This is a genomic window from Pseudomonas sp. R76 (assembly GCF_009834565.1).
In the GTDB taxonomy this organism is placed as follows: domain Bacteria; phylum Pseudomonadota; class Gammaproteobacteria; order Pseudomonadales; family Pseudomonadaceae; genus Aquipseudomonas.
Genome location: NZ_CP019428.1, coordinates 1261473 through 1283145 on the forward strand (window position 1 = coordinate 1261473; position 21673 = coordinate 1283145).

The 21673-nt window shown below is 62.3% G+C and carries 19 protein-coding genes and 1 pseudogene; 10 read left to right on the forward strand and 10 right to left on the reverse strand.

All coding sequences use genetic code 11. The features are described 5' to 3' along the window. Positions 1–10: 10 nt before the first annotated feature. Both PspR76_RS05620 and PspR76_RS05625 read right to left on the reverse strand, forming a co-directional pair. Positions 11–3106, reverse strand: a complete 3096-nt coding sequence (locus PspR76_RS05620; RefSeq protein WP_159954315.1) for a multidrug efflux RND transporter permease subunit — start codon at positions 3104–3106, stop codon at positions 11–13. Beyond that, positions 3103–4269 (reverse strand): efflux RND transporter periplasmic adaptor subunit, encoded by a 1167-nt coding sequence (locus PspR76_RS05625; RefSeq protein WP_159954316.1) that lies wholly within the window; start codon positions 4267–4269, stop codon positions 3103–3105. Before PspR76_RS05625 ends, PspR76_RS05620 begins: the two co-directional genes overlap by 4 nt. Before the next feature lie 213 nt (positions 4270–4482). On the opposite strand from PspR76_RS05625, the gene PspR76_RS05630 reads away from it, so the two are divergent. The 5 genes and pseudogenes from PspR76_RS05630 to PspR76_RS05645 all read left to right on the forward strand — a co-directional run bounded on the left by PspR76_RS05630 (position 4483) and on the right by PspR76_RS05645 (position 8684). Next, positions 4483–4716 carry a hypothetical protein gene (locus PspR76_RS05630; RefSeq protein WP_159954317.1) on the forward strand — a complete coding sequence of 78 codons (234 nt, stop codon included), beginning with the start codon at positions 4483–4485 and terminating at the stop codon, positions 4714–4716. 194 nt (positions 4717–4910) lie between these two features. Next, positions 4911–5678, forward strand: a complete 768-nt coding sequence (locus PspR76_RS05635; RefSeq protein ID WP_442966776.1) for a transporter substrate-binding domain-containing protein — start codon at positions 4911–4913, stop codon at positions 5676–5678. A 107-nt stretch (positions 5679–5785) separates the two neighbouring features. Further along, positions 5786–6067: pseudogene (locus PspR76_RS31605) on the forward strand (PAS domain-containing protein); the annotation flags it as partial. A gap of 213 nt (positions 6068–6280) precedes the next feature. Then, the gene (locus PspR76_RS05640) at positions 6281–7360 is read left to right on the forward strand and encodes a methyl-accepting chemotaxis protein (protein WP_442966820.1); all 1080 of its coding nucleotides are present in this window, start codon (positions 6281–6283) and stop codon (positions 7358–7360) included. A 127-nt stretch (positions 7361–7487) separates the two neighbouring features. Beyond that, a complete protein-coding gene (locus PspR76_RS05645; RefSeq protein ID WP_237235726.1) occupies positions 7488–8684 on the forward strand; it encodes a transporter substrate-binding domain-containing protein in 1197 nt (398 codons plus the stop codon). A gap of 10 nt (positions 8685–8694) precedes the next feature. On the opposite strand, the gene PspR76_RS05650 is transcribed toward PspR76_RS05645, so the two are convergent. From PspR76_RS05650 to PspR76_RS05670, 5 genes are all read right to left on the reverse strand, one after another. Further along, positions 8695–9438 (reverse strand): YkgJ family cysteine cluster protein, encoded by a 744-nt coding sequence (locus PspR76_RS05650; protein WP_159954319.1) that lies wholly within the window; start codon positions 9436–9438, stop codon positions 8695–8697. A gap of 108 nt (positions 9439–9546) precedes the next feature. Beyond that, positions 9547–10029, reverse strand: coding sequence for a GNAT family N-acetyltransferase (locus PspR76_RS05655; protein ID WP_159954320.1), 483 nt, complete (start codon positions 10027–10029; stop codon positions 9547–9549). A gap of 3 nt (positions 10030–10032) precedes the next feature. Continuing rightward, positions 10033–10935, reverse strand: coding sequence for a chemotaxis protein CheV (locus PspR76_RS05660; protein ID WP_159954321.1), 903 nt, complete (start codon positions 10933–10935; stop codon positions 10033–10035). A gap of 209 nt (positions 10936–11144) precedes the next feature. After that, the gene (locus PspR76_RS05665) at positions 11145–12119 is read right to left on the reverse strand and encodes a 2-hydroxyacid dehydrogenase (RefSeq protein WP_159954322.1); all 975 of its coding nucleotides are present in this window, start codon (positions 12117–12119) and stop codon (positions 11145–11147) included. Positions 12120–12263: 144 nt separating this feature from the next. Further along, positions 12264–13232 (reverse strand): LysR family transcriptional regulator, encoded by a 969-nt coding sequence (locus tag PspR76_RS05670; protein ID WP_053254489.1) that lies wholly within the window; start codon positions 13230–13232, stop codon positions 12264–12266. A gap of 181 nt (positions 13233–13413) precedes the next feature. On the opposite strand from PspR76_RS05670, the gene PspR76_RS05675 reads away from it, so the two are divergent. Genes PspR76_RS05675 through PspR76_RS05690 form a run of 4 tightly spaced genes read left to right on the forward strand, consistent with a single transcriptional unit; the run spans position 13414 to position 18174 of the window. Further along, positions 13414–14925 carry an efflux transporter outer membrane subunit gene (locus PspR76_RS05675; protein ID WP_159954323.1) on the forward strand — a complete coding sequence of 504 codons (1512 nt, stop codon included), beginning with the start codon at positions 13414–13416 and terminating at the stop codon, positions 14923–14925. A gap of 10 nt (positions 14926–14935) precedes the next feature. After that, positions 14936–17113 carry an FUSC family protein gene (locus PspR76_RS05680; protein ID WP_159954324.1) on the forward strand — a complete coding sequence of 726 codons (2178 nt, stop codon included), beginning with the start codon at positions 14936–14938 and terminating at the stop codon, positions 17111–17113. Continuing rightward, on the forward strand, positions 17103–17303 hold the full coding sequence (locus PspR76_RS05685) for a DUF1656 domain-containing protein (RefSeq protein WP_010565658.1): 201 nt from the start codon (positions 17103–17105) through the stop codon (positions 17301–17303). The genes PspR76_RS05680 and PspR76_RS05685 overlap by 11 nt, the downstream gene beginning before the upstream one ends. Positions 17304–17313: 10 nt before the next feature. Next, entirely contained in the window at positions 17314–18174 is an 861-nt protein-coding gene (locus tag PspR76_RS05690; protein ID WP_159954325.1) for an efflux RND transporter periplasmic adaptor subunit, read from the forward strand. Between the two features lie 132 nt (positions 18175–18306). Here the strand turns inward: PspR76_RS05690 and PspR76_RS05695 are convergent, their stop codons facing one another. Together PspR76_RS05695 and PspR76_RS05700 are read right to left on the reverse strand one after the other, a co-directional pair. Beyond that, positions 18307–18708, reverse strand: coding sequence for a DUF4440 domain-containing protein (locus tag PspR76_RS05695; RefSeq protein ID WP_159954326.1), 402 nt, complete (start codon positions 18706–18708; stop codon positions 18307–18309). Beyond that, positions 18705–19889, reverse strand: coding sequence for an MFS transporter (locus tag PspR76_RS05700; protein WP_159954327.1), 1185 nt, complete (start codon positions 19887–19889; stop codon positions 18705–18707). The genes PspR76_RS05695 and PspR76_RS05700 overlap by 4 nt, the downstream gene beginning before the upstream one ends. Positions 19890–20000: 111 nt before the next feature. Here PspR76_RS05700 and PspR76_RS05705 point away from each other — a divergent pair, with 111 nt between their 5' ends. Continuing rightward, entirely contained in the window at positions 20001–20858 is an 858-nt protein-coding gene (locus tag PspR76_RS05705; protein WP_159954328.1) for a LysR family transcriptional regulator, read from the forward strand. Here the strand turns inward: PspR76_RS05705 and PspR76_RS05710 are convergent. Next, complete coding sequence (locus tag PspR76_RS05710; protein WP_159954329.1) at positions 20855–21667, reverse strand: SDR family oxidoreductase; 813 nt, start codon at positions 21665–21667, stop codon at positions 20855–20857. The two genes, PspR76_RS05705 and PspR76_RS05710, sit on opposite strands and share 4 nt — an antisense overlap. Positions 21668–21673 lie beyond the last annotated feature (6 nt).

Below are 21673 nucleotides of genomic sequence, written 5' to 3' on the forward strand. Positions count from 1 at the left end.
GACCCCGCCTTTAGTGTGTGGTCGCCAGCGCCAGCGCTGGTTTGGGCCTGTGGAAAAACTTCTCAAGGTACAAGTATATGACCGGTGTGGTGAACAGCGTCAGCGCCTGGCTCACCAGCAAGCCGCCCACCACTGCGATACCCAGCGGCTGGCGCAGTTCCGCACCGGGGCCGGAGCCCAGCATCAGCGGCACGGCGCCGAGCAAGGCGGCGAGGGTGGTCATGATGATCGGCCGGAACCGCGTGACACAGGCTTCATAAATCGCCTCCTCGGGCGGCAGCCCACGCACGCGCTGGGCGTCCAGGGCGAAGTCGATCATCAGGATGCCGTTTTTCTTGACGATACCAATCAGCAGCACCAGCCCGATCAAGGCCATGATCGAAAAGTCCTGGCCCAGCAGCCACAGCATGATCAGCGCGCCCAAGCCCGCCGAAGGCAAGGTCGAGATGATCGTCAGCGGGTGCACAAAGCTCTCATACAGCACACCCAGGATAATGTAGACCGCCACCAGCGCCGCGAGGATCAGCCATGGCTGGCTGGCCAGCGAACTCTGGAACGCCTGGGCCGCGCCCTGGAACGTGCCGATCATGGTCGCCGGCATGCCGATTTCGTTCTTGGCCTGGTTGAGCATGATCACGGCATCGCCCAACGCCACGCCGGGCGCCAGGTTGAAGGACAGGTTGGCGGCCGGGAACATACCGTCATGGCTGATCGACAACGGCCCTACGGTCGGCGGGTCGACCTTGGCCAGCGCCGACAGCGGCACCATCTCATTGGTCAGCGGCGAGCGCAGGTAGAAATAGTTGAGGCTTTCGGCCTTGCCGCGCTGCTGGCTGTCGAGTTCCAGCACCACTTGGTACTGGTTGATCTCGGTCTGGAACTCGTTGATCTGGCGCTGGCCGAAGGCGTCGTACAGCGCCTGGTCGACATCGGTGGCGGTCAGGCCGAAGCGCGCGGCGGCCTGGCGGTCGATGCTGATGTGGGTGATGCTGCCGCCCAGTTGCAGGTCGTTGGACAGGTCACGGAACGCCGGGTTGGCGCGCAGTTTTTCGGTGAGGCGTTGGGTCCAGGTATTCAGCGTCGGGCCGTCGTTGCTCTTGAGCACATATTGATACTGGGCGCGGCTCGGGCCGGAGCTGAGGTTGATGTCCTGGCCGGCGCGCAGGTACAGCACGATGCCCGGCACCTTGGCCAGTTTGGGGCGGATGCGATCAATGAACTGGCTGGCGGACACGTCGCGGTCACCGCGGTCTTTCAAGGCGATCCAGAAGCGGCCGTTGGCGATGGTCTGGTTGCTGCCGGTCACGCCAACGGAGTGGGAGAACGCCTCCACCGCCGGGTCGGCCTTGACGATTTCGGCCAGGGCTTTGTGCTTGGCGACCATGTCCGGGTACGACACGTCGGCAGCCGCTTCGCTGGTGCCGAGCACGAAGCCGGTGTCTTGCACCGGGAAGAAACCCTTGGGGATAAATATGTAGCCGACCACAGCCAGGGCCAGGGTCACCATGAAGATCGCCGCCATCGTACGTTGATGCGCCAGCGCGCGGCGCAGGTTGCGCGCGTAGCCGGCAAGCAGGCGTTCGCTGAAGCCGGGTTTGTCGTGGGCGTGGTGGGTCGGCGCGCGCATGAACAGCGCGGCCAGGGTCGGTGCGAGTGTCAGCGAAACCACCACCGAAATCAAAATGGTCGAGGTCGCCGTCAACGCGAACTCCTTGAACAGCCGCCCGACCACACCGCCCATGAACAGCAGCGGAATAAACGCCGCCACCAGCGAGAAGCTGATGGACACCACGGTGAAGCCGATCTCGCCAGAGCCCTTGATTGCCGCGTCACGTTTGCTCAGGCCTGCTTCCAGGTGGCGGTGAATGTTCTCCACCACCACAATCGCATCGTCCACCACAAAGCCCACGGCAATCACAATCGCCACCAGCGTCAGGTTGTTCAGGCTGAAGCCCATCAGGTACATCAAGGCAAAGCTGGCCACCAGCGACACGCCGAGCACGCTGGACACAATCATTGTCGCCGACAGTTGGCGCAGGAACAGTGCCATCACCGCCACCACCAGCAGGATCGCGATCAGCAGCGTGACTTCCACTTCATGCAAGGACGCGCGAATCGTCTTGGTGCGGTCGGTCAATACGCTGACCTGCACCGAGGCTGGCAGCATGCCTTCCAGGCGCGGCAGTTCGGCTTGAATGCGGTCCACGGTCTCGACGATGTTGGCGCCGGGCTGGCGCGAGATCACCAGGTTCACCCCAGGCGTATCGCCGGACCAGGCCTGCACGTAGGCGTTTTCCGAACCGTTGATGACTTTGGCGATGTCGCGCAGCTGAACCGGCGCGCCGTTCTTGTAGGAAACGATCAATTGGCCGTATTCATCCGGGTGAAACAGTTGGTCATTGGTCGACAGGGTCGACACGCTGTTCTCGCCGTAAATCGCGCCCTTGGCCAGGTTCAAGCTGGACTGCTGGATGGCCACGCGCACGTCGGCGAGGGTCAGGCCAATGGCCGCGAGCTTGTCAGGTGAGGCTTGCACGCGAATCGCCGGTCGCTGTTGGCCGGTGATGTTGATCTGGCCGACGCCGTCGATCTGGCTGATCTGGCGGGCCAGCAGGGTTTCCACGTAGTCGCTCAGCTCGGTGCTGGGCATGCTGTCGGAGCTGACGCTGAGGATCAGCACCGGGCTGTCCGCCGGGTTGACCTTCTTCCAGGTCGGCAGGCTGGGCATATCGCTGGGCAGCTTGCCGGACGCGGTGTTGATCGCCGCCTGCACTTCCTGCGCGGCGGTGTCGATGCTTTTGTTCAGGGTGAATTGCAAGGTCAGCAGGCTTGAGCCCAAGGCGCTGCTGGAAGTCATCTGGGTCATGCCGGGGATGGCGCTGAATTGCACCTCCAGCGGCGTTGCCACCGACGACGCCATGGTGTCCGGGCTGGCGCCGGGCAATTGCGCGGTGACCTGGATCGTCGGAAATTCCGCTTCCGGCAGTGGCGCAATGGCCAGGCTCGGGAAGGCAATAACCCCCAGCAGCACCAAGGCGAACGTCAGCAGCAGGGTGGCGACCGGGTGGTCGACGCACCAGGCGGACGGCGAGCGGCTGCCGCTCATGGCTGCACCTTGGCGTCGACGGTCTGGATGACTTGTGGCGGTTCCTTGAGCACGTCTACCTGCGCACCGGCCTTGAGCCGCGACTGGCCATCGCTGACCAGCACATCACCGGCTTGCACGCCCTTGATGATGTTCACGTCGCTGTCCTGATAGGCGACTTGCACCGGCACGATCTCGACCTTGTCACCTTTGACCCGATACACAAAATGCGAGTCGAGGCCGCGTTGCACCACGGTCGGTGGCACCACCAGGGCGTTTTTGTCGAGGGCGGTCTGGATCTTGATGGTCACCAGTTGGCCCGGCCACAGGCGCTGCGAGGCATTCTTGAACTCGGCCTTGGCGCGCAGGGTGCCGGTGGTGGAACTGATCTGGTTGTCGATCAGGCTCAGGTGGCCTTCACCGAGCAAATCGCCGGTCTGGCCGTCGGTGTCGGCGCCCATATAGGCATCGACGCTGGCCTGGGTCGGCGCGGCGATCAGGCCTTGCAGGGTCGGCAGCATCTGTTGCGGCAAGGAGAACTCGACGGCAATCGGATCGATCTGAGTGACCGAGAACAAGCCTTGGGTATCACTCATGCGCAGGAAGTTGCCTTCATCCACCGTGCGAATGCCGACGCGGCCTGTGACTGGAGAGCGAATCTGGGTGTAGGAAAGCTGAACCTGGGCCGAGTCGATCGCCGCCTGATTGCCCTGCGCCGTGGCTTTGAGTTGGTTGACCAGGGCTTGTTGCTGATCGTAAGTCTGCTTCGACACGCCGTCGTCGATGCTCAATTCCTTGTAGCGCTTGAGGTTCACCAGTGCCACTTGCAGTTGCGCCTGGCTTTCGCCCAGTTGTGCCCTGGCCTGGTCGAGGCTGGCGCGGATCGAGCGGTCATCGATGGTGGCCAGCAGGTCGCCGGTCTTGACCAGTTGGCCTTCCTTGACCAGCAACTTGGTGAGAATGCCGTCGATTTGCGGGCGGATCACCACACTGTGCAACGACAGCACCGAGCCGATCCCGCTGACATACCGGGGGATGTCCTGTTGCGCGACGCTGACGACCCGGACCGGAATCGCGGTCGGCGCCGCCAGTTTGGTCTTGGCGGGCCGGGTCAGTGCCCAGGCTGCAATCGCCACTACCACGAGGACACCCACGATCAGGGCGGTTTTTCGTTGAATGTGCATGGGGTGAGGCGCCGGGGCAAAGGGTTGGGAGGATGAAGGTCTTTATAGCCCGCCAATCCGGTCAGCACGGTGACTGCTAACTGACGGCGCTGTCAGTAAAGTCCGACCATTCGTACTGGCGGTGGTTAAAGATCCGAAGCGCGCAGGTATACTGCGCGCCAGTGGGGCCCGCAAGCCGGCCCCGCCTCATTATTTGCACGCCCCGGAGCTTCCATGACTTCCCCGACACAACCCCCTGTTGAAGTGGCCGACCTCGTCGATCCGGCCGGCGCTGACAGCGTTGAAAAAGCCGAGATCCCAGCGTTCAAGTTTCCGTTCAAGCCGGGTGAGTTGGCCGGGGCCAAGAATGCCGCCCAGCCTTGGTACAAAAACGGCGCCAAAAACGGCCACACCAAGTCGCCAGGCATGGCGCCACCAGGCACTCGCCGCTCCATGGGTAAACGCTGAGAATAATGATGCGCAGACTGTGGCGGTGTTTGCCTACAGGGTCTGCTGAACTTTCTGATTGAAGGCCCGTGACCGTTTCTTGAAAGCTTGTGCAGCCTCTGCTCAGCCCCGATTGTTCTCACCGGGGCAGGGTGTAATGAGGCTGGTCTTTCCAGAAAAGGACGTCCCCTGTGGATTTCATCCGGGTTTTTGTTGTGCCTGCCTTATTGTTCCTGGCCGCCGCTGTCTGCCTCCCTGCGACAGCTGATGAGCCACGGCGCGACATTCGTTTCGCCGTCGTCGCCCAATTCCCACCCTTTGAAAGTCGCGACCAGCACGGTCAGTTGGTGGGGTTGAACATTGAACTGGGCAATGCCATTTGCCAGCAGCTCAATACGCGTTGTACCTGGGTCGATCAGGTCCTGGTCGAAAGTTTTCAAGCCCTTGAAGCCCGTCGATTCGATGCAATCATGGGTATAGCCCCCACCTCAAGACGGCGCCAATGGGTGAGTTTTACCGACAATCTGTATCCGTTTATCACGCGGCTCGTGGCGCGCAAGGGCTCCGGCCTGGTGCCGACCGTAGCGTCGCTGCGGGGCAAGCGTGTCGGTGTGCTGCTGGGCAGTAACCGGGAAGCCTTTGCGCGATCAAAGTGGGCGCCTGCGGGCGTGGTCATCAAGAGCTTCTGGCTCAATGACGAACTGGTTCGCAGCCTGGTGGCCGGGCATATCGATGCGACGCTGCAAGGCACGGTGGAAATCCGCAAGGCACTGCTCGACACCCCTGCCGGCCAGGATTTCGATTTCCTGGGCCCCGCCGTTTCTGCCGAGCTGCTGGGCGACGGCGTGGCCATTGCGGTGCGTAAGCCCGATATCGCTTTGCGCAATGATCTTAACCACGCGTTGGAACGACTGAAACAGAGCGGTGAATACCTGCGCATCGTGCAGCCTTACAACCTTGATGAACCGGTCGTCAGTCCATGATGGCCAATTAATTGCTCGGAACATGAGCTGGATCAGTATTTGCCCCATGGGTGCGCTTAGAGTCGACGCCCTGCCGACTCCTCCAATAATTACGAGCGCGCTTCTCCATGAAGATCAATCTGCCGGTCACCGGTCGAAATGTGGACTTTGCTCCCGATGCCAACATCCTCTCGACCACCGATCTGACCAGCGCGATTACCTATGCCAACAAGGACTTCATCGACGTTTGCGGCTATAGCCGCGATGAACTGCTTGGCTCACCGCACAACCTGCTGCGCCACCCCGATATGCCGTCCGCAGCGTTTGCACAGATGTGGCAAACCCTGAAAAGCGGCCGCTCGTGGATGGGCATGGTGAAAAATCGCTGCAAGAACGGCGACCACTATTGGGTCAGCGCCTACGCCACACCGGTCACGCGGGACGGGGCGGCGGTGGAGTATCAGTCGGTGCGCACCAAACCCGATGGGCGCAAGGTGCAGGCGGCGGAACGTGCTTACGCGCAGTTGCGCGCGGGTAAACGTCAAAGGCCGCCGATGCCCGGCATGCGCATGAAATTGTCACTGTGGGCCACCGCCACCTGTGCGTTGGCGTGGGCCTTGGGGCTGGGTCTGGCGGCTCATTCGCCGATCTGGCAACTGTTGGCGTTAACGCTTGGGTGTGCACTGGCGGCGCTCGGGGTCAAAGCGATTGTGCGACCGCTGGGGCAACTCAACCAGCGCGCGCGCCTGATTGCCGACAACCCTTTGAGCCAGGTGATCTACACCGGTCGCAGCGATGAGTGCGGGCAGATCGAGTTCGCCCTGCAAATGCTCGAAGTCCAAGTGGGCGCCGTGGTGGGGCGCATCGGCGATGCGTCCCAACGTTTGGCGGGGCACGCCGCGCGGCTGGTCGAGCACTTGGACAACAGCCACGCCAGCAGCCTGGGCCAGCAGACCCAGACGGATCAGGTGGCGACGGCGATCCACCAGATGGCCGCCAGCGTGGCGCAAGTGGCCAGCCATGCACTTGAGGCGTCCACGGCGGCGGACCAGGCCGGCAGTGCAACCCGTGAAGGCCATCAGCGCGTCGATGAAAGCCGTGATGCGGTGTTGCGCCTGGCCCAGGAGTTGGCGCGCGCCACCGCAGTCATTCAGCAGTTGGAAAGCCACAGCGGCGAAATCAGTGGCGTGCTGGAAGTGATCCGCACGATTGCCGAGCAAACTAACCTGCTGGCCCTGAATGCCGCCATCGAGGCCGCTCGCGCCGGCGAGCAGGGCCGTGGCTTTGCGGTGGTTGCCGATGAGGTGCGCGGCCTGGCCCAGCGCACGCAGCAATCGACCAATGAGATCCAGCGCATGATCAGCACCCTGCAAGGCGGCGCCCGCGATGCGGTGCAAGCCATGGCGCACAGCAGCGAGCATGTCGATGCGAGCGTTGCACAGGCACAGCAGGCTGCGCTCGCGCTGGATGGCATCAGCCGGCGCGTCAGCCAGATTACATCGATGAGTCAGCAGATTGCCGCGGCGGTGGAGGAACAAAGCGCGGTGAGCGAGGACATTAATCGCAATGTCGTCGGCATTCGTAATGCCGGCGAAGCCACCGTCAGCGCGGGGCAGCAAAGCCAGCTCAGCTCGGCCAATGTGGCCGCGCTGGCGGAGGATTTGCGCCTGTTGGCGCAAGAATTCTGGGGCCACCGGCGCTAGGTCGAAAAACGGTCTACTATCACTTTTGGGAATTTTCCTACTCAATAAACAGGCGTGTCGCAGTTATAGACCAGTCAGTGCTTGTTAGAACGCTGGGGGTGTTTGGGCCATAAGTGATTGAGCCCGAATGCTTCACATCACTTTTGCACAGGACAGGTTTATGACGACGGCAATAAGAATGCTGGCACTCGCTTTGATGGTGTTCGCCGGGAGCGGGTGTGCTGTTTCCACCCCTCCCGCCAATTCCTGGAACGAAATACGTTTTGGGGTCGAGGCGGATGTCCCTCCCTTTGAATACCGCAATGCGCAAGGCGAGCTGGTGGGCTTGGATATTGAGTTGGGTAACGCGCTGTGTGCTGAACTCAACGCGCGCTGCATATGGGTTGATCAGCCTTATGCAACCAATATTGCGGCGCTCCAGGCCAAGCGTTTCGACGCGATCATGCCGATGACCGCGACGCCGCCACGGCGTGAAATTGTAGACTTCACCGACCCACTGTACGCCCTTGAAAGCCGCTTGGTCGCCCCCGTGGGTTCCAACCTGCTGCCAGAACCCAACGCGCTAAAAGGCAAACGCGTGGGCGTTTTGACCGGCACCAGCCGCGCCGCCTATGCAATGGCGCGATGGGCTCCGCAAGGGGTGCAGGTACGCAGTTTCAACCTCAATGCCGAATTGATCACAAGTTTGCTCGCCGGTGAGTTGGACGCGACCTTGCAAGACACCATCGAAATCCGCGAAGCGTTGCTCAACACCCCTCAGGGCAGGGCGTTTGCGTTTGCCGGGCCGGCTATCAAGGATGAATTGTTGGGCAGCGGCCCCGCCATTGCTACGCGCAAGACCGATCCTGAGCTGACTGCCGCGCTGAACAAAGCGCTGCAGCGGCTGAAGGACAATGGCAAGTACGCGGCCATTACCCAGCCTTATCTGGCACCGGTTTCCGGCAAGCCTGAGCCGGCAGCGATGATATTCACCCCGGCAGACGGTGGTTTGCCCTTCTCGGAAACCGTGCAAGTAGGGCAAACCCTCTATGTGTCGGGGCTGCTCGGGCTGGATGAAAACGGCAAGGTGGTGCGCGGCGGCATTCGCAAAGAGACCGCACAGGCACTTGAGACCCTGCGCGACACGCTGCGCAAACACGGTGTGGGCATGGACCGGGTGGCCAAATGCTTGGTGATTCTTGCCGACATCAATGAGTTTTCCGCGATGAACCAAGTTTATGCCAGCTACTTCCCTTCGGACCGCCTTCCCACGCGCACGACCTTCGCCGCCGGCAAGCTGTTAGCCGATGCTCGGATCGAAATCGAGTGCCTGGCCATCCTGTAAGCCTGCGGGCCTAAGAGGCCCGCAACGAAATAAACGCGTAGTTGGCCGGCACCTGGGTTGCGATCTGGGCGCCGGCATCCAACAGCTGTTCGGCGATGTCCATGCCGGACACATGAAACACCCACTCATTGGCTGCGGCTGGCTGATCAGTCGCCAATTCGATTGCCTGGGAAAAGGCGTTCATGTCCGGCAAGTACGCGGTAAACCCATCGCCCTTGAGCGCGGTGGTGCGAATGCCCAGCAAGGCGCACACCGCCTCCTTGGTCTGCACGTCATCGCGGTCGGCCTGGCGCGAGCGGCGGATCAACTCTGCCAGTTCCCGGTCCATCAATTCGCCACCGACGATCAACGCCGGGCCTTGTTCCCAGGATTCCGGCGGGCAGTCTTTGGCCGCTGGGTTCAGCGGGATATGCGGGTTGATTTCCATCGGATAGATGCGACACACCAGCGGGCGACGCTCATAAATGCGGCAACGGTTGTCGTCGTCAAGATTCCGGCAGCGCCCGGCGTTGTAAGCGGCAAAGGTGATTGCCACAAACGCCTCGGTACTGCCGCTCGGCACCACCACTGAACGGCGCTCGGCGTGTTCGCGTTGTTGCACGGGCAAGCCCAGGCCATTGCCGAGAAACCCTTCCACCAGAACGATGACGTTACCGCCGTCAGCCGCCCAACTGCGGGCCTCTTCGAGGGTCAGGGGCACATGATGGTCGGTGCAGCATTTGCCGCAACCCACGCAGGAAAAGTGAGTGTTCATGGAGGATCTGTCACCAGGCAAGGTCAGAGGGCACTCTTGAACAGTGACGGGTTTTTGCCTCTCTGCACTGTTCAAGTCCTTGCAAAGCAAGTTATGCGCCAGTGCCTGTCAGTCCTCGGGCACCACGTCGCGCAGCACAAACACCATGCCGGCGCTTTCGTACAGTTGCCGGGCGCGCAGGTTGCTCTCGCGCACCTTGAGGTCGACGTAGGGTTCGCCGCGCTGCTTGAACACCTCAAAGGTGTGCAGCAACAGGGCGCGGCCCAGCCCCTGGCCTTGGGCGCCAGGGTGCACGCTGAGGTTCTTGATGAATGCACTGGTCCAGCATTGGGCCACACCGAGTATGCCGTCGCTGTTGCTGGCGACCAGGCACAGCGTGGGGTCGAACTCGGCATCCGTGATGAACCGGTGTTGCCATTGCGCCAGGCTGGCGACGCGGCCGCCGCCTTGGTCCTGGGTCATGCGCAACACCGCATGAATCGCCGGAGCCAGCTCATCGCGGTAATGATCCAGTCGAATATCGGCCGGCCACTGCGGCGCGGGCAGGCTGGCGGTGAGGTCGCGGCGCAGCAGTTGGAAATACTCCGCCACCGGCTACAGACCCTTTTGCGCCACAGATTTCGCAGCCACCACCAGGCACTTGGTCAGTTCGGGCGAGGAGAACTTGGTGAGCACCGCGTCGGCACCGGCCAGCCGCGCCTTTTCGCTGTTCATCGCGCTGTCCAGGGAGGTGTGCAGCAGCACATAAAGCTCCTGGAAGTCCGGGGTTTCGCGCAGGGTGCGGGTGAGGGCGTAACCGTCCATTTCGGACATTTCGATGTCGGAGACCACCACGTTGATCTGCTCGACCGTGCCTTGCAGCTCCAGCAGCACGTCGATGGCTTCCTTGGCGCTGCGTGCGGTGTGGCACGTCAGGCCCAGATTGCGCAGCGTATGCACCGACTGCTGCAGGGCGACCTGGCTGTCATCCACCACCAGAATCCGCGCATTGCCGAGGACTTCGGCCTCTTCCATGGTCAGGTCGGTGGGCGCCGCTTCAATCGGTGCCGGGGCGATACCGTGGATAACCTTCTCGATGTCCAGCACCTGCACCAGCCCGCCTTCCACCTGGGTAACCCCGGTGATAAACGAGCGATTGCCGCCGGAGCCATAGGGCGGCGGGCGAATGTCGGTGGTCAGGCAGTGCACGATCTTGCTCACCGCCTGCACATGCAGGCCCTGCTTGGAGCGGCTGACGTCGGTGACGATCAGGCAGCCGCCGTTCGGGTCTTGCAGGGGCATTTCGCCCAGCGCACGGCTCAGGTCGATCACCGACAGCGACGTACCGCGCAGCGTGGCGATGCCTTTGACGTGTGGGTGCGACTCCGGCAGCTTGGTCAGCGGCGGGCAGGGGATGATTTCACTGACTTTCAACAGGTTGATGGCCATCAGCTTGCCGCTGCGCAGGGTAAAGAGCAGAAGCGAGAGTGAATCTGCGCGGGCTTTGGTGGTGGACATAAAAACCTTCTGTGGATCAGGGATGACGATCTATAGAGGGTTATCGACCTCGGCGGCCGAGGCTTTAACCCGATGATCGTTCCCACGCTCTGCGTGGGAACGCCGCCCCGGACGCTCCGCGTCTCGTGGTGCAAGAGTCAGGTCCTGCGCAGTGGTGACGCGGAGCGTCACAGGATGCATTCCCACGCGGAGCGTGGGAACGATCAGTATCAGGCCTTCCAGACTTGCGGGTTCACCAAGTCTTGCGGGCGCTGGCCCAGCAAGGCGCTGCGCAGGTTTTCCAGGGCGCGATTGGCCATGGCTTCACGGGTTTCACCGGTAGCCGAGCCGATGTGCGGCAAAGTCACCGCATTGCTCAGCTGGAACAGCGGCGATTCGGCCAGCGGCTCTTGCTCATACACATCCAGCCCGGCGCCACGAATCTTCTGGGTTTGCAGGGCTTCGATCAGTGCCGGCTCGTCCACCACCGGCCCACGGGAGATGTTGATCAGGATCGCGCTGGGCTTCATCAGCCCCAGTTCGCGGGTGCTGATCAGGTGGCGAGTCTTGTCGCTCAACGGCACCACCAGGCAGACGAAATCCGACTCGGCCAGCAACTGCTCCAGGCTGCGGAACTGCGCGCCCAGCTCTTGCTCAAGTTGCGTCTTGCGGCTGTTGCCGCTGTACAGGATCGGCATATTGAAACCCAGGCGCCCGCGACGGGCGATGGCCGCGCCGATGTTGCCCATGCCGACGATACCGAGGGTTTTGCCGTGCACATCGCAACCGAACAACGGCGCACCAACGCTGGCCTTCCATTGCCCGGCCTTGGTCCACGCGTCCAACTCGGCCACGCGGCGGGCGCTGCTCATCAGCAAGGCAAAGGCCAGGTCGGCGGTGCTTTCGGTGAGCACGTCGGGGGTGTTGGTGAGCATGATCCCGCGCTCGTTGAAGTACGCCACGTCGTAGTTGTCGTAGCCCACCGACACGCTGGAGACCACTTCCAGCTTGCTCGCGCCTTCAAGCTGCGCACGGCCGAGCTTGCGGCCCACGCCGATCAAGCCGTGGGCGTGGGGCAGAGCCTCATTGAATTGCGCGTTGATGTCACCCAGCTTGGGGTTGGGCGCGATCACCTCGAAGTCCTGTTGCAGGCGTTCGATCATTTCCGGGGTGACGCGGCTGAAGGCGAGGACGGTCTTTTTCATTGCAAAACTCCGCTCAAATTGTGGGAGCTGGCTTGCCTGCGATTGCGGTGTGCCATTTGCCATTGTATTGGCTGATCCTCCGCTATCGCAGGCAAGCCAGCTCCCACAGCCAAATGATGTTGTGTGTGGGGCTGCATTCCAAAATCAGTTCGCCAACCGCGCGCCGCTCAGGCTGCCGCTCAATTCATAGGCCACCAGTTCCGCCTGGTGCGCTGCCAGTATTTCCGGCAGCGACCCGCGCAGGTATTCCACCCACGTCTTGATCTTCGCATCCAGGTATTGGCGCGACGGGTAGATGGCATACAGGTTCAGCTCTTGCGAACGATAAGTCGGCATCACCCGTACCAGCGTGCCGTTGCGCAGGCCTTCGATAGCCGCATACACCGGCAACAGGCCGACGCCCATGCCACTGGTGATCGCGGTTTTCATCGCATCCGCCGAGTTGACCAGGAACGGCGACGTATTGATCGCTACACTTTCCTGGCCTTCGGGGCCGTTGAAGGTCCATTTATCCAGCTGGATCACCGGGCTCACCAGGCGCAGGCAGGCGTGGTTGAGCAAGTCCTGGGGCCGTTGCGCGCAGCCCTTGGCCTTGACGTAATCCGGCGAGGCGCAGGCGATGCTGTAAGTAATGCCCAGGCGCTGGGACACGAAGCCCGAGTCCGGCAGTTCGCTGGCCAGCACGATGGACACGTCGTAGCCCTCGTCGAGCAGGTCCGGCACGCGGTTGGCCAGGGTCAGGTCGAAGGTCACGTCGGGGTGGGTGCGGCGGTAGCGGGCAATCGCATCGATGACGAAATGCTGGCCGATGCCGGTCATGGTGTGCACTTTCAACTGCCCGGCGGGGCGCGCATGCGCGTCGCTGGCTTCGGCCTCGGCTTCTTCGACGTAGGCGAGAATTTGTTCGCAGCGCAGCAAATAGCGTTTACCGGCCTCGGTCAGCGCAATGCGGCGGGTGGTGCGGTTGAGCAAGCGGGTTTGCAGATGGGCTTCCAGGTTGGAGACCGCGCGCGAGACGTTGGCCGTGGTGGTGTCCAGTTGCACGGCGGCGGCGGTGAAGCTGCCAGCTTCGGCCACGCAACTGAACGCGCGCATGTTTTGCAAAGTGTCCATGGAGTGTTCTCAGGGGAGATAACAAATTGTGACACAAAGTTACGCCGTCCAGTGATCCCTACCAACGGATTATCGCTTGAACGGTAACAAAGATTCACAGGAATGCCAGCTTATCGTTCCCCAAGCCGCCCCCTAGAATTGCGCCATCTTCCCGCCACACCACCTCAGGAATACGCTTGCCGTGCCGCGTCGCATCAGCAGAGAGCTGAAGGCTCTCAGTGTTTTGGCCTTATCGTTAGCAATCAGCGGCTGCATCGGAACCGGAGGAATCGCCCCCCAAGGCCAGGCCCTCAACGCCAATACCCTGGCCACCGACGAAGCGATTCAACACGTCACCCAGGACGCCCACTGGCCCACCGCGCAATGGTGGCAAGCCTACGGCGACCCGCAACTGAACCGCTGGGTCGCACTGGCCACGCAAAACAGCCCGAGCCTGGCCATGGCCGCCGCGCGGGTGCGTGAAGCGCGGGCCATGGCCGGTGTTGCCGAGTCGGCCGAGGCGTTGCAGATCAACAGTGACACCACGCTCAAGCGCCACAACTGGCCGAAGGATCAGTTCTACGGGCCGGGCGAGCTGAGCGGCGCCAACACCTGGGACAACAGTTCCTCCCTGGGCTTGAGTTACGCCCTCGACCTGTGGGGCCGCGAAAGCAACGCCAGCGAACGCGCCGTCGACCTGGCGCACATGAGCGCCGCCGAGGCGCGCCAGGCCCAGCTCGAATTGCAAAACAACGTGGTGCGCGCCTATATCCAGCTGTCGTTGCATTACGCCAACCGCGATATCGTCGCCGCCACGCTGGCCCAGCAACAGCAGATTCTCGACCTGGCCAATAAACGCCTGAATGCCGGGATCGGCACGCACTTCGACGTCAGCCAGGCCGAAACGCCGTTGCCGGAGACCCATCGTCAACTGGACGCCTTGGACGAAGAAATCGCCTTGAGCCGTAACCAACTGGCGGCATTGGCCGGCAAAGGCCCAGGTGAGGGCGCGCAACTGCAACGCCCGAGCCTGAGCCTCGCCGCGCCGCTGAAATTACCTTCCAGCCTGCCGGCGCAGTTGCTTGGCCAACGCCCGGACGTGGTCGCCAGCCGCTGGCAAGTCGCCGCGCAAGCGCGTGGCATTGATGTGGCCCATGCCGGTTTCTACCCCAACGTCGACCTCGTCGGCAGCCTCGGCTACATGGCCACTGGCGGCGCCATGCTGGGCTTTTTGAGTGGTGAGAAACTCAATTACAACGTCGGCCCGGCGATCACCTTGCCGATCTTCGACGGCGGCCGTTTGCGCGGGCAGTTGGGCGAAGCCAGCGCCGGCTATGACATCGCCGTGGCCAAGTACAACCAAACCCTGGTCAATGCGCTCAAGGGCATAAGCGACCAGTTGATCCGTCGCGAGTCCATGGACAAGCAGTCGGCGTTCGCCGCGCAGTCGGTGGCCTCGGCGCAAAAAACCTACGACATTGCGATGATCGCCTACCAGCGCGGCCTTACCGATTACCTCAACGTGCTGAACGCCCAGACCTTGCTGTTCCACCAGCAGCAAATCGAGCAACAGGTGCAGGCCGCGCGCCTGAGCGCGCATGCCGAACTGGTCACCGCCCTGGGCGGTGGGCTCGGTGCCGGCAACGATGTGCCGCAGCCTGCCAAAACCCTTCCGAGCAAAACCCCGGCGGCGCTGGCCGTGTTTGATCACTGAGTAGGATTTGATGACGCCCTTGCCTGCACCGCTGCGCTGGTTGCACTCCCTGGAGTGGCGGCGTGGTTTTTTCGACTGGGCACGCAGCGATGGCGTGACCTGGGTGTATATCTTCAAAGTGTTGATCGCCGCGTTCCTCACGCTGTGGCTGGCGATGCGCCTGGAACTGCCGCAACCGCGCACGGCGATGATCACCGTATTTATCGTGATGCAACCGCAGAGCGGCCAGGTGTTCGCCAAGAGTTTTTACCGCTTCCTGGGCACCTTGGCCGGGTCGGCGGTGATGGTCTTTCTGATCGCCTTGTTTGCGCAGAACACCGAATTGTTCCTTGGCGCGCTGGCGATCTGGGTGGGCATTTGCACGGCCGGTGCGACGCGTAATCGCAACTTTCGCGCCTATGGGTTTGTGTTGGCCGGCTACACCGCGGCGATGGTCGGTTTGCCCGCCCTGGCGCACCCGGACGGCGCCTTTATGGCGGCGGTGTGGCGGGTGCTGGAAATCTCCCTGGGGATTCTCTGCTCCACGTTGGTCAGCGCCGCGATCCTGCCGCAAACCAGCAGCGCCGCGATGCGCAACGCCTTGTATCAGCGCTTCGGCGTGTTCGCGCTGTTTGTCACCGACGGTCTGCGTGGGCGCAGTCAGCGTGAAGGGTTCGAGGCCAGCAACGTGCGCTTTATCGCCGAAGCGGTGGGGCTGGAAGGGCTGCGCAGTATCACCGTGTTTGAAGACCCGCATATGCGGCGGCGCAATGGCCGGCTCAGTCGCCTCAACAGCGAATTCATGAGCATCACCACGCGCTTTAACGCCTTGCACCAGTTGCTTGAGCGGCTGCGCACGGATGCGGCCGATCACGTGGTCGCGGCCATCAAGCCGGGCCTGCAAGACCTTGCCGAACTACTCGATGGTTTTTCCGCTCGCGCCCTCACCAGCCCCGACGCGGCGCGGTTGGCCAACCAACTCAGCGCCTATAAAGACGGCTTGCCCGCCAAAGTGCGCAGCCTGCGTGCGCGCTTCCAGGAGGGCGACCCGAGCGAAGCCGAGCAACTGGATTTCCATACCGCCTACGAGCTGCTTTACCGCTTTGTCGACGACCTGCACAACTACGCGTTGACCCACGCGTCACTCGCCGACCACAGCCATGCGCGCGAGCAGTGGGACGAAACCTTTATCCCCAAGACCAACTGGCTGGCCTGCGCCGCGTCCGGCATTCGCGCGTCATTTATCTTGATCGTGCTGGGCAGTTACTGGGTGGCCACCGCCTGGCCGAGCGGCGCGACCATGACCCTGATCGCCGCCGCCACCGTGGGCTTGTCGGCCGCCACGCCCAACCCCAAACGCATGGCGTTCCAGATGGCCTGCGGCACCTTGATCGGCGCGTTGGTGGGGTTCGTCGAAATGTTCTTCGTGTTCCCGTGGATCGACGGCTTCCCGTTGCTGTGCGTGATGCTGGCGCCGGTGATCATCTTCGGCTCTTTCCTCGCTTCACGCCCGCAATACGCCGGTGTCGGCGTCGGCCTGCTGATCTTCTTCAGCACCGGCTCGGTGCCGGATAACCTCACGGTCTACAACCCCTACACCTTTATCAACGACTACATCGCCATGGTCATCGGCATGTTGGTGTGCGCGGCGGCGGGCGCGATCATCCTGCCGCCCAACAGCCGCTGGCTGTGGCGCCGCTTGGAGCAGGACCTGCGTGAGCAGGTGGTGTACGCCATCAGCGGCAAACTCAAGGGCCTGGCCTCGAGTTTTGAAAGCCGCACCCGCGATCTGTTGCACCAGGCCTACGGCCTCGCCGTCGGCCAGCCGCAGGTACAGCGCGACCTGCTGCGCTGGATGTTCGTGGTGCTGGAAGTCGGCCACGCGATCATCGAGTTGCGCAAGGAACAGGCGATTTTGCCGGTGCACCCGGCGTATGCCGAATCCCAGCCGTGGCGACAGGCGATCCGCGTGATGGGCCGGTCGTTGGTGCGGCTGTTTCTGCAGCCCAGCGCGAGCAACCTGGAGCGCGGCCTGATTGCCGTCGACCACGCGATCAGCCGCGTGCAGGCCACCGACGAACCCTTCGCCCCGCACTTCGACACCTCGGCCCTGCGCCGGGTGAAAAGCTACCTGCACTTTATCCGCACCTCGCTGCTCGACCCGCAATCGCCACTCGCGGCCCTCAAAGGAGCCCCGCATGCCTCGTGAAATCGCCTTCCACGGCGTGTACATGCCGACCATGACCTTGATGTTCTTGATCGCGGCAGGGCTGGCCTGGGCTCTGGACCGCTTTCTGGCCGGGTTCGACCTGTACCGTTTTTTCTGGCACCCGGCGTTGTTGCGCCTGAGCCTGTTCGTTTGCTTGTTCGGCGCCCTGGCGCTGACCGTCTACCGTTGAGAATGCCCCGATGAAAAAGTTTTTCAGCCTGCTCGCAACCTTGCTGGTACTGGCTTTGGCGATCTGGATTGGCCGCACATTGTGGGTGCACTACATGGAGACGCCGTGGACCCGCGATGGCCGTGTGCGCGCCGACATCATCAACGTGGCGGCCGACGTCACCGGCGAGGTGGTGGATGTGCCGGTGCGTGACAACCAATTGGTGAAGAAGGGCGACTTGCTGATGCAGATCGACCCCGAGCACTACCGCATCGCGGTCAAGCAGGCGCAATCGCTGGTGGCCTCACGCAAGGCCACCTGGGAAATGCGCAAGGTCAACGCCCACCGCCGCGCCGATCTTGATGCCCTGGTGATCTCCAAGGAAAACCGTGACGACGCCAGCAACATCGCCGACTCGGCGCTGGCCGATTACCAACATGCGCTGGCGCAGCTTGAAGCGGCTGAGTTGAATTTGAAACGCACCCAAGTCGTGGCGGCCGTGGACGGCTATGTCACCAACCTCAATGTGCACCGTGGCGACTACGCGCGCATCGGCGAGGCGAAGATGGCCGTAGTGGATATGAATTCGTTCTGGGTCTACGGCTTCTTCGAAGAAACCAAGCTGCCCCACGTCAAAGTCGGCGACAAAGCCGATATGCAACTGATGAGCGGCGAAACCCTCAAGGGCCATGTGGAAAGCATCTCGCGCGGCATCTACGACCGTGACAACCCGGAGAGTCGCGAACTGATTGCGGATGTGAACCCGACCTTCAACTGGGTGCGTTTGGCCCAGCGCGTGCCGGTACGCATTCACATTGATGAAGTGCCGGAAGGCGTGCTGCTGGCGGCGGGGATCACTTGCACCGTTATCGTCAACCCAACACAAAATTAAACTGTGTGAGCTGGCTATGAGAACTGGCCTGTGTGGGAGCTGGCTTGCCTGCGATGGCGGACGGTCAGTTGAAGCATGTAGTGCTGACCCACCGCTATCGCAGGCAAGCCAGCTCCCACAGTATTGACCGTGTTAAGCCTTGATGAAGGTTTCGTGCAGGTGGCGCCACAGCAGCGCGCCGCTGGCTTGCTTTTCAAACACCACTGTAGCCCTGCGATCAGTCTGCGTGCCGCTGTCGTCAACCTGATGCTCGCGATACGTCACCGTGGCGCCGCGTGCATGGCGGTCGATCCCGGTCATCTCACTCAAGGTGATTTTCAAGCCTGGGCGTATACCGCCAAGGCGCGTGAACAGTGCCTTCACCCCGGCCGTATTCACCCGCGTGCCGGTGGCGGGCGCGACCATGCTGAACTCGGGTGAGAAGCGTGCAAGCAAGGTTTCCAGGGTGCCTTCAGGCGCAACGCCGGCAAACCACTGTTCAATCTCGACGTGGGTCTGGATCACTTCTTCAAAAAAATCGCTGTAATCAATCATGGCTGGGGCTCGCTGGCAGGGTGAAGCAGTGTGCGGACTCTGGACGCATCCAGGCGCAGCACGGCAAAAAGGGGCAGCAGTGTCAGGGCTGCCGCTATCGTGAAGGTTATGGCGAATGAATCCAAGGCCGACAACAGTGCACTGAGTGCCGCCGCGCCGAGGCAAAAACTCACTTGTCGATTGATATTCCACAACGCGCTGGCGTCGCCCATGCGCTCGGCGGGAATGTCCAGAAACGCCAGGGTCTGTGCGGTGCTGCTGCACAGGCTGCCGCCCAGGCCCATCAGGGCGTAGGCAAGAATCACCAAGGCGGGCTGGTTCAGCAGCAGGATGCCGATGCATTGCAGGGCCATGCCCGCCAGCAACAACGGTTTTGGGCCGCAACGGTTAAACAGTTTTTTGCTCAGGTAAATCGCCAGCGCCGACGCCAGTGCCCACGGCAGCATCAGTGCGCCCGTCTTTGTAGCGTCATAGCCGAGGCTGCGCAGGTAGAGAATGGCGATCAGGCTGGTGCCGATAAATACGCCGGGGATGAACAGGTAGATGAGCATCGCCACGCGCAGCATCGGGCTGCGGACCTGTTTGAAAATACTGCCCAGATCCAACGCCGGGCGCGCCGTTGCAGGTGTATCAGGTTTTATCCACAGCATCGCCAGCAGCAGCGTTAATAACGCCAGCGGCAGGTTGGCGTAGAAGATCCAGCGCCACGACACGCTGTCCACAATCACCCCGCCCAATGCCGGCGACAGCGCTGGCACCAGCAGCGCCACCGACATTACACGAGCAGTGAGTTGGCTGCGTTCTGCCGGTGGAAAGTGCCGGTACGCCATCGCTTGCCCCACGGGAATCAGCAAACCACCGCCCAGCCCTTGCAGTGCGCGCCAGCCAATCAGGGTTTCGATAGAGCCCGCCTGGCCCACCATCAGCGAAGCCCCCGCAAATAACAGCAGGCTTGCTGCAATCAGAGTTCGCTCGCCCATGATCGCCGCCAGCCACACGCTCAGGGGAATGATCACGGTCAGCCCGAGCATGTAGGCATTGCTGATCCAGGCCAATTGCGTGACCGAAGCGTGCAGCTCGCGGGCGATATCCGGGTAGGCGACCGTGGCGACAAACATGTTCACCAAGTCCAGGGCGAAGCCGAGTAGGAAGATCCAGGCAACTTTCGAGCGGTAGGTCATGAACGCGATCCTGCGAGAGAGGCGGGCAGGGTAGGCCGCACGCAACGTTTGGGATACGCCGATTTGCCTGTTAGTTTGTCAAAAATATTTTGACAAAGGAGGGCGCGGCCGATGGTCAGCCTGGACCGATTCGACACCTTCAAGGCCGTGGTCGAGGCCGGCTCGCTCACCGCTGCAGCCGACCTGCTGGGCCAGACTCGCGCGGTGGTGAGCTTCAACCTCAAGCGCCTTGAGGCGGAACTCGGCGTGACCCTGCTGACCCGCAACACCCGCCAACTGGCACTGACCGACGCCGGTGAGCGCTTCTACCTGCGCTGCACACGCATGCTCGAAGAAGCCCGCCTGGCGGTGGAAGAGGCGCGGTCCGAACATGCCCAGCTCAAAGGCACGTTGCGCATCACCACCACGGTGGAATACGCGCTGGCGGTGGTTGCCCCCGCAGTTGAGGCGTTTCGGCGCTTGCACCCGGACCTCAACATTCACTTATCCACATCCTCGACCCACGCCGATTTGATCTCGGAACGCTTTGACGTGGCGATTCGATTGGGCCGCCTATTGGATTCCAACCACCGCGCCGTGCAGTTGTCGACGTTCGAGGTGTTTGCCGTAGCAGCACCCGAATTCGCCGGGGTTCAAACGCTGGATGAATTAGAGCAGGTGCCCAAGTTGGGCCACGGTCGTTTGACGGAATTGAGCCTGACCGACCCGGCCGGTGGCGAGCATCAATACCGCCCCGGCCCGACTGCGCTGGTGGCCGACAGTGCGGCGGTGCTTCAGGCATTTGCCGTGCGCGGCCACGGCGTGGCGGTGTTGCCGCAATGGCTGGTGCAGGATGACCTGGACGCGGGGCGGTTGGTGCGCTTGTTGCCGGACCATCGTTTCGCCCCGCAGGGGATTTATGCGATGTACCCGGACACGCGGCATTTGCCGCTGAAGGTGCGGGCGTTTATTGACTTCATGAAAGGCTAGAGCGAGCCCGCCAGCCCAAAGCGCTTCTTCAACACCTTCTCCAGCAATGCCTTGGGCAACAACGCCGCCATCAACGGCAGCGCCCGGCAACCGTTGCCCGCACGCAACAGCCGTGGCGGTTTTGACTGTTGCACGGCCTTGAGCACTTGAGCCGCAAATTGCTCAGCCGAGGTCGGGTTGTTTTGTGAGGCCTGGGAGCGTGCACGAATGCCTTCGCGCAACGGCCACCACGGTGACTTCTCGTTGATCAACAGCTCAGCCTGGGCCCCGGCATTTTTCGCAAAACGCGTGTCGATAGCGCCCGGCTGCACTTCCATCACTCGCACACCGAACGGTGCCAACTCCATGCGCAATGCATCGCTCAAGGCATGCACCGCGGCTTTCGAGGCGCAGTAAGCGCCGGCAAACGGCGTCACCAGCACACCCGACACACTGCCGATATTCACCACTAGGCCGTTAGCGCGACGCAATGCGGGGAACAGCGCCTGGGTTACGCCGACGATGGAAAACACATTGGTTTCGAACTGGCGCTGCATCGCCTCGGTGCCGCCGTCGAGCAGCGGGCCCATGGCGCCGTAGCCGGCGTTGTTGATCAGCACATCCAGCTCGCCCCACTGCTCTGCCAGGTGCTGCAAGGCGGCGCTGTCGTTGACGTCCAGTTGCACTGCATTAAAACCGGCGGCGGTGAGGGCGGCGACGTCGTCTTCGCGGCGGGCGCTGGCCCACACCTCGAAGCCGGCGGACTTGAACGCGTCAGCCAGCGCGCGGCCGATGCCGCTGGAGCAGCCGGTGATGAGTACGTTGGGCATGGATCA